The sequence below is a fragment of the Streptomyces sp. NPDC002513 genome (assembly GCF_053595355.1).
Window position 1 is genome coordinate 1 of sequence record NZ_JBSFXK010000028.1, and the last position, 7,695, is coordinate 7,695.

At 69.8% G+C, this 7,695-nt stretch carries 7 protein-coding genes and 1 pseudogene; all 8 read right to left on the reverse strand.

The features are described 5' to 3' along the window. Positions 1 to 241: 241 nt before the first annotated feature. The gene (locus ACWD5Q_RS19425; protein ID WP_046729246.1) at positions 242 to 823 is read right to left on the reverse strand and encodes a GTP-binding protein; all 582 of its coding nucleotides are present in this window, start codon (positions 821 to 823) and stop codon (positions 242 to 244) included. Then, positions 804 to 1,373 carry a DUF742 domain-containing protein gene (locus tag ACWD5Q_RS19430; RefSeq protein WP_451428247.1) on the reverse strand — a complete coding sequence of 190 codons (570 nt, stop codon included), beginning with the start codon at positions 1,371 to 1,373 and terminating at the stop codon, positions 804 to 806. Before ACWD5Q_RS19430 ends, ACWD5Q_RS19425 begins: the two co-directional genes overlap by 20 nt. A gap of 97 nt (positions 1,374 to 1,470) precedes the next feature. After that, a complete protein-coding gene (locus ACWD5Q_RS19435) occupies positions 1,471 to 1,884 on the reverse strand; it encodes a roadblock/LC7 domain-containing protein (RefSeq protein WP_004983065.1) in 414 nt (137 codons plus the stop codon). Positions 1,885 to 1,894: 10 nt separating this feature from the next. Next, positions 1,895 to 5,131 carry a nitrate- and nitrite sensing domain-containing protein gene (locus ACWD5Q_RS19440; RefSeq protein ID WP_451428248.1) on the reverse strand — a complete coding sequence of 1,079 codons (3,237 nt, stop codon included), beginning with the start codon at positions 5,129 to 5,131 and terminating at the stop codon, positions 1,895 to 1,897. A gap of 367 nt (positions 5,132 to 5,498) precedes the next feature. After that, positions 5,499 to 6,074: a GTP-binding protein gene (locus ACWD5Q_RS19445; protein WP_451428249.1), complete on the reverse strand. Its 576-nt coding sequence runs from the start codon at positions 6,072 to 6,074 to the stop codon at positions 5,499 to 5,501. Continuing rightward, positions 6,055 to 6,453 (reverse strand): DUF742 domain-containing protein, encoded by a 399-nt coding sequence (locus ACWD5Q_RS19450; protein WP_055493544.1) that lies wholly within the window; start codon positions 6,451 to 6,453, stop codon positions 6,055 to 6,057. The genes ACWD5Q_RS19445 and ACWD5Q_RS19450 overlap by 20 nt, the downstream gene beginning before the upstream one ends. Before the next feature lie 111 nt (positions 6,454 to 6,564). Beyond that, entirely contained in the window at positions 6,565 to 6,978 is a 414-nt protein-coding gene (locus ACWD5Q_RS19455; protein ID WP_043504344.1) for a roadblock/LC7 domain-containing protein, read from the reverse strand. A 9-nt stretch (positions 6,979 to 6,987) separates the two neighbouring features. Beyond that, a pseudogene (locus tag ACWD5Q_RS19460) lies at positions 6,988 to 7,695 on the reverse strand (nitrate- and nitrite sensing domain-containing protein); the annotation flags it as partial.

Genomic DNA, 7,695 nt, shown 5'->3' on the forward strand with positions numbered 1-7,695 from the left:
GCGGACGGACCTCATCCATCTCCTCGGGTGTCATACCCGATACAAGATCACACGCTACCGATCAGACGGCAGTTGGGCTACCTAACGAAGCCCTACTAGGCCTCGCCACTCAGCAGTCCGAGAAGGGCCCCTCCGCCACGGAGGGGCCCTTCTCGCTGCACAGGAAAAAGAAATCCCCGCGCCCCATGAGGGGCGCGGGGAACCGCGCGAGCGACCCCGCGCGAACCGCGGACGACTTGATCTACCGCAGGCGGGCCATGAGGGCGTGCTCGACCAGGGTGATCAGGGCGCTCTTGGCGTCCGCGCGGTGGCGGGCGTCCGTGGTGATGATCGGGGTGTCCGGGCCGATCTGCAGCGCCTCGCGGACTTCCTCGGGGTTGTACGGCTGGTTGCCGTCGAAGCCGTTGAGGGCGATGACGAAGGGCAGGCCGGAGTTCTCGAAGTAGTCCACGGCCGGGAAGCAGTCGGCGAGGCGGCGGGTGTCGACCAGGACGATGGCGCCGATGGCGCCGCGGACCAGGTCGTCCCACATGAACCAGAAGCGGTCCTGGCCCGGCGTACCGAAGAGGTACAGGATCAGGTCCTGGTCCAGGGTGATGCGGCCGAAGTCCATGGCCACCGTGGTGGTGGTCTTGTCCCCGGTGTGGGTGAGGTCGTCGATGCCCGCCGAAGCAGACGTCATGACGGCCTCCGTGCGCAGCGGGTTGATCTCTGAGACGGCGCCGACGAACGTGGTTTTACCCACGCCGAAGCCGCCCGCCACCACGATCTTCGCGGAGGTGGTGGAGCGGGAAGGACCGCCGCTAGAGCTTGCGAAGTCCACTGAGCACCCTTTCGAGCAGTGTCACGTCTGGCTGGCCGCCGGCGTTCTCGTCGCCGCCGGGCTGATGGATGGCGACCAGACCCGCCTCCGCCAAGTCGGCGACGAGGATTCTGGCCACGCCGAGAGGGATCGTCAGGAGCGCCGAGATCTCGGCCACCGACTTGATCTCCCGGCAGAGGTTGCAGATCCGCTGATGCTCGGGCAGCTGGCCCTGCATCTGGTGCGGCTGCGCGGTGGTGTGCACCAGCGCCTCGATGGCGAGCTGGTAGCGCGGCCTGGTGCGGCCGCCCGTCATGGCGTACGGACGCACCAGAGGATTGTTCGACGACCCCGCGGGCGCCGGCTCGGGGGCGCGGCGCTGCGGCTGCACGGGCTGGATGCGCGGCGCCGACGGCTGGTCGTACGGCGACGGGCCGGGACCCTGGGGCGCGTACGGCTGACGCCGCGGGCTCGGTGCGGAGGGGAAGTTGTACCGGTTCTGTTCACCCTGGCCCTGGCCGGAGCCGTAGGACCAATTGCCCGCGGACGAACCGCCTGGGGGTGTTGCCACGTTCTCTCCTCCTCCAACTGCGCTGGGCACCCATCCCTGTGGAAGCCGCGTCCCGAAACCTTACGGTGCCGGGACGCTTATACACACGGTCCGTCTGTTAGTTGAGAAGGCTCCCCTGGAGCTCGGCACGAAGGTCCGGAGTCAGGACCGTACCCGCGCGGTCGACCAGTAGGGCCATTTCGTACCCGATGAGGCCGATGTCCGCTTCCGGGTGCGCCAGGACCGCAAGTGACGAACCGTCCGAGATGGACATGATGAAGAGGAATCCCCGCTCCATCTCCACAACTGTCTGGTTCACGCTGCCTCCCTCGAAGATGCGGGACGCGCCCGCGGTCAGCGAGGTCAGACCGGAGGCGACGGCCGCAAGCTGGTCGGCGCGATCGCGCGGGAAGCCTTCGGACATCGCCAGAAGGAGTCCGTCGGCGGAGACCACCACCGTGTGGGACACACCCGGGGTGTTGTCCACGAAGTTGGTGATCAACCAGTTCAGGTTCTGTGCCGCCTGGCTCATCGGGCTCACACTAACGCTCCTGGTCGTAGGTGCTGTCAGGACCGAAGCCCTGGCCGTTCGTTTCACTGCCTGCGCTGCGTCCGCGCTGGACGCCTCGACGCAGGTTGCTCAGCCTGCCCCGGACATCCTCCGGGGCACGGGAGACCTGAGGGCCTCCCTGCGGGGTCGCTTCCGCGGCGCCCTCCATCAGGTTCGCCTTGGGCACGCGCCGCGGCAGACCGGATGAGGTGACCCCGCCCGCCTTGGGCTTCCGGAGCTGCGCTGCCTGCTGCCACCGCTGGTCGTTGGCGGAGCGCCAGTCGTCGCCCGTCTCCGTGGCCGCCGACGGTTCCTGCGCCACGGGCTGCGTCCGACCGGCCGTGCCGTTCGCGGTGGAGCCACGGCGGGGCAGTCCGGCGTCGGTCAGCGCGTGGCCGGCGGCGGGGGCCGGTCCCGGACGGTCGAAGCCTACGCGGTCCCGCTCGCTCACGTCAGCGGCCTGCGTGGATTCCGCTTCCGGAGCGTAGTCGGCGCGGTAGCCGTTCTGGAAGTCGTCCTGCTTCGGCCAGTCGTCCCGGCGGGCCGGCTTGCCGAAGGCCGCGAACGTGTCCGAGGCGGTGGCCTGGCCGGCGGAGTGGCTCTGCTGGAGCGGCTCGGTGTAGCCGAGTTCCGGGTAGCCGCCCCCGGACGGGAAGCCGTCACCCTGCGGCAGGGCGCCGTTCTGCGAGAAGTACTGCTCCTCGTACGCCGGTTGCTGGGGCTCCTCGTACGCCGTCCGCTGGTCGTACCCGGCCTGCTGGTCGTACCCGGCCTGCTGGTCGCCGTACGCGTGCTGCCCGGTGTCGTACGCCTGCTGCCCGTTGTCGTACGTGGGCTGGGGCGTCTCGAAGCCCTCGTGGTAGGCCGGAGCGGCCTCGAGCTCCTCCGGCGGCCTGTGGTGACCCTGTGCCTGGGCCTCCAGGGCCGCACGGCGCTCCTCGCGCATCAGCGAGCGGCCGACGGGGTCGAGCCCGCGGATGTCGTCCGGGACCTCGGAGTAGCGGCTGTCGTCGAAGCCCAGCTCCGAGGCCGTGCGCATCGGCTGCTGCGACCCGAAGTCCTCGCCCTTGAACGTCTGCTCCGGGATGATCTGCGACACCGTGAACTCGTCGCGCACCTGCGGCTGCTCGCCGCCACCGCCGTGGGTGATGGCGTCGGGGAGCATGACCAGCGAGGTGGTGCCCGCCTGCTCGCCGGAGGGGCGCAGCTGGACCCGGATGCCGTGCCGGTCGGACAGCCGGCCGACCACGAACAGACCCATGCGCTGGGAGATCGCGGCGTCCACGGTCGGCGGGTTGGCCAGCTTGTGGTTGATGTCCGCGAAGTCCTCGGCCGTCAGACCGATGCCCTTGTCGTGGATCTCGATCATGACGCGGCCGTCGGGAAGACGGGTCGCGGTCACCCGGACCTTGGTCTGCGGCGAGGAGAACGTGGTGGCGTTCTCCAGCAGCTCGGCGAGCAGGTGCACGAGGTCGGTCACGGCGCGGCCGTGGATCTCGGCCTCCGGGACGCCGGACAGCTCGATGCGCTCGTACTGCTCCACCTCGGAGGAGGCGGCGCGCAGCACGTCGATCAGCGGGACCGGCTGGTCCCAGCGGCGGCCGGGCTCCTCGCCGGCGAGGACGAGGAGGTTCTCGCCGTTGCGGCGCATACGGGTGGCGAGGTGGTCCAGCCGGAAGAGGTTCTCCAGCTGGTCCGGGTCGGCCTCGTTGTTCTCCAGGTCGGTGATCAGGGTCAACTGGCCCTCGATCAGCGACTGGTTGCGGCGCGAGAGGTTGGTGAAGATCGCGTTGATGTTGCCCCGCAGCAAGGCCTGCTCGGCGGCGAGCCGGACGGCCTCGCGGTGGACCTGGTCGAAGGCGCGGGCGACCTCGCCGATCTCGTCCGTGGTCGCGATCGGGATGGGCGCGACACGGGTGTCGACACGGCCCGGGTCGGTCCGCGAGAGCTGGTCGACCAGCATCGGCAGCCGCTGCTCGGCGACGTTGAAGGCGGCGTTGCGCAGCTGGCGCATCGAGCGGCTCATCTGGCGGGCCATGAGGCCGGCGATGATGAACGCGGCGAGCAGGGCGACGACGACGATGGCACCGGAGATGAACGCGGACTGCCTGGCGTCATTGGCGATGGCCGAGGCGTCCGACACGGCCTTGTCGGCCAGGTTGAACTCGAGCTGGCGGTAGGCGTTGTACTTGAGGGTGTTGACCGCCCACCAGTTCTGGTCGGTGACGCCCTGCTGGGCCAGTGCCTCGCGGGCCGTGCTGCTCGTGGACTGCACCGTGGCGAGGGCCACGACCATGTTCGCGGGCGGCGGCACATAGGCCGGGTTCTTGGCCTTGGCCTGCGCGGCGGCCTGCTCGGCATCGGTCTTCACCTGCGCCGTGACCTCGTCCAGCTTCCTGGCGTCCGCCGCGGTACCGCCACCGAGGTACTCCTCGACGGCGATCCTCTCGAGGTAGGCGTACGAGGACAGGGCGACGCGCTGCGCGGCGAGGTCGGTGGGCTTGGCATCCCGCTCGATCAGCATCTGCATGCCGATCGAGCGCTCCAGGGACAGCGCGGCCTTGGTGAGCGAGATGGCGTAGACGGTGCGGCCGTAGCTGGTGATGTTGCCGGTGCCGAGGCCGAGTTCGTTGGCGAACTCCATCAGCGGGTGCGCGACCTCGACATAGCCCTCTTCGGTCTGCACCCCGTCGAGCTTGGTGTACGCCTGCTGGCGCAGCGTCGGCAGCTTGGTCTCCGCCTGGCGGAAGATGGACAGGCGCCGCTCCAGACCCGCCGTGTGCGGCATGTTCTTCGCGGCCTGGGTGAAGGCGGCGGCGGCCTTGTCGGTGGCGGCGCGGACCTGGAGGACGGTCGGGTTCTTCTGGCCGCCGCTGCCCGGGGTCAGCAGAGGTTGGGCGGAGGTGTCGCGTTCTTGGTAGAGCCGGTCGGCGTAGGCCAGGGAGGCCTGCACCAGCCGGGCGGTGCTCTCGGCGTCCCGCGCCTGCTGCCAGGTGTCGATCGAGTTCTTCACCTGGAAGCCGCCCATGACCAGGCCGACCAGCACGGGTATGAGCAGGATCGCGTTCAGCCTGGTCGGCACGCGCCAGTTGCGCGGGGAGAAGCGGCTGCCGCTGGGCGGGGTGGCCGTCGGCTCCGGACCGGGTACGTGCGCGGGTGCCGCTCCGCGCGGCGGCGGGGTGAAGTTGCCCCGTGCCGACGGCTCGGGACTTTTCTTGCTTCGCCTCACTCGACCAACAACCTCTCGGCGACGGCACCTACGTCGTGCCGCGGTGTCTCCAGAGCCCTGTCTCCGACCTGTACGTCCGTGACTACTGGCCAGTTCAGGCATTCCAGCACGCCAACCTGCGCGACTCCAAACACTCGGAAGTGAGGGTTCCGCCCGGCGCGCGTCCTCGATAAAACGGTCATAAAGAGCGAGCCCCGCCAAAAGGCGGGGCTTTTGTGAGCGCAGCGGCACCGACCGACCGCGACGCGTGGCGATACCACCGGATTTCTCTGTCGAAACGTTATGAACAGCGGGGCCGACCGTGTCAAAGGCCACAGTCGGCTCCCGCATATCTACGACAACTGCCGTATGGTGCCGACGACTTGATCTACCGCAGGCGGGCCATGAGGGCGTGCTCGACCAGGGTGATCAGAGTGCTCTTGGCGTCCGCGCGGTGGCGGGCGTCCGTGGTGATGATCGGGGTGTCCGGGCCGATCTGCAGTGCCTCGCGGACTTCCTCGGGGTTGTACGGCTGGTTGCCTTCGAAGCCGTTGAGGGCGATGACGAAGGGCAGGCCGGAGTTCTCGAAGTAGTCCACGGCCGGGAAGCAGTCGGCGAGGCGGCGGGTGTCGACCAGGACGATGGCGCCGATGGCGCCGCGGACCAGGTCGTCCCACATGAACCAGAAGCGGTCCTGGCCCGGCGTACCGAAGAGGTACAGGATCAGGTCCTGGTCCAGGGTGATGCGGCCGAAGTCCATGGCCACCGTGGTGGTGGTCTTGTCCCCGGTGTGGGTGAGGTCGTCGATGCCCGCCGAAGCAGACGTCATGACGGCCTCCGTGCGCAGCGGGTCGATCTCGGAGACGGCGCCGACGAACGTGGTCTTGCCCACGCCGAAGCCGCCCGCCACCACGATCTTCGCGGAGGTGGTCGCCCGTCCTCCGTCAGAGCTTGCGAAGTCCACTGAGCACCCTTTCGAGCAGTGTCACGTCCGGCGCGCCGCCGTTGTTCTCGTCGCCCCCCGGCTGGTGGATCGCGACGAGACCGGCTTCCGCGAGGTCCGCGACGAGGATCCGTGCCACACCGAGCGGCATGGCGAGGAGCGCCGACACCTCGGCCACCGACTTCACCTCGCGGCACAGGTGGCAGATCCTCTGGTGCTCCGGGAGCAGTCCCATCAGCTGGGCCGGGTCGGCCGTCGTGCTGATCAGCGCCTCGATGGCGAGCTGATAGCGCGGCCGGGTACGGCCGCCGGTCATCGCGTACGGCCGTACCAACGGCTGGTCGCCCTCGTCCCCGTACGGCTCGGCGTACGGATCATGATGGGCGGTGGGCGGGGTCATGAATCCTCCGGGCGGGACAGCAAGTTGGTCAGTCGTGCCGTCTGATGGGGCCGGTGGGGGGATTGTGGCGGCCGGACGGTGATTTGGTGAGGTGGGTGGTGTCGGGGCCTGTCAGTGGAGCAGACTGCCCTGGAGCTCGGCGCGCAGGTCCGGCGTGAGGACCGCACCCGCGCGGTCCACCAGGAGCGCCATCTCGTAGCCGACGAGGCCGATGTCCGCCTCCGGGTGCGCGAGCACGGCGAGCGACGAGCCGTCCGAGATGGACATGAGGAAGAGGAACCCGCGTTCCATCTCGACGACCGTCTGCGCCACGGTGCCGCCCTCGAAGATCCGGGAGGCCCCGGCGGTCAGCGAGGTGAGCCCGGAGGCCACAGCCGCGAGTTGGTCGGCGCGATCGCGTGGAAAGCCTTCCGACAACGCCAGAAGGAGTCCGTCGGCGGACACGACGACGGTGTGGGACACCCCGGGGGTGTTGTCCACGAAGTTGGTGATCAACCAGTTGAGGTTCTGTGCCGCCTGGCTCATCGGGCTCAACTAACGCTCCTGCTGGTGAGTGGGGCTGCGGAAGCTGCCGGTCTGGCCGCTGCCGGCCTGGCGGCCCTGGGCGATGCCCCGTCGAAGATTGGTCAGCCGGCCGCGTACCTCGTCAGGGGAACGCGAGACCTGCGGACCGGTTTGGTGCTGTTGCTGCTGAGCCGTGCCCGGTACGAGGTTCGCACGCGGGACCCGGCGCGGCAGGCCGGAGGTGGTGATGCCGCCCGCGGCGGGCTGCCGCACGCGCTCGGCCTGCCGGACGAGTTCGTCGTTCGGCGTGGCACGCCAGGCCGCGCTGGCGGCGGCCGGACGCTGGGATGCCGCGGGGGACTGCTGGGGCGGGGCCTGCGGCGCGGAGCCGTTGCCCTGCTGTTCCTGTCCGCCCTGGAACCAGTTGGTCTCGAGCGCTTCGTACAGCGGAGTGCGCACGTCACCGGAGCTCGCCGCCGGCGGCAGCGCTTCGGGTTCCTGGCGACGGGGCGGCTGCTGCGGACGGTGCTGCGCCGGCGGCAGGGGCGCGTAGCCCTCGCCCGCCGTCTGCGGCCGCTCGAACTGGCCGGTGGTGGAGGGATCCTGGCGGCTTCCGTACCCCGGGGCGGCGAACTGGCCGGTGCCGGGGGAGTCGTAGGGCTGGGCCGGGTACGGGCCGGTGGCGGTCGGGTCCTGGGCACGGCCGGGCGCCGGGAACTGTCCGGTGTCCTGACCGCG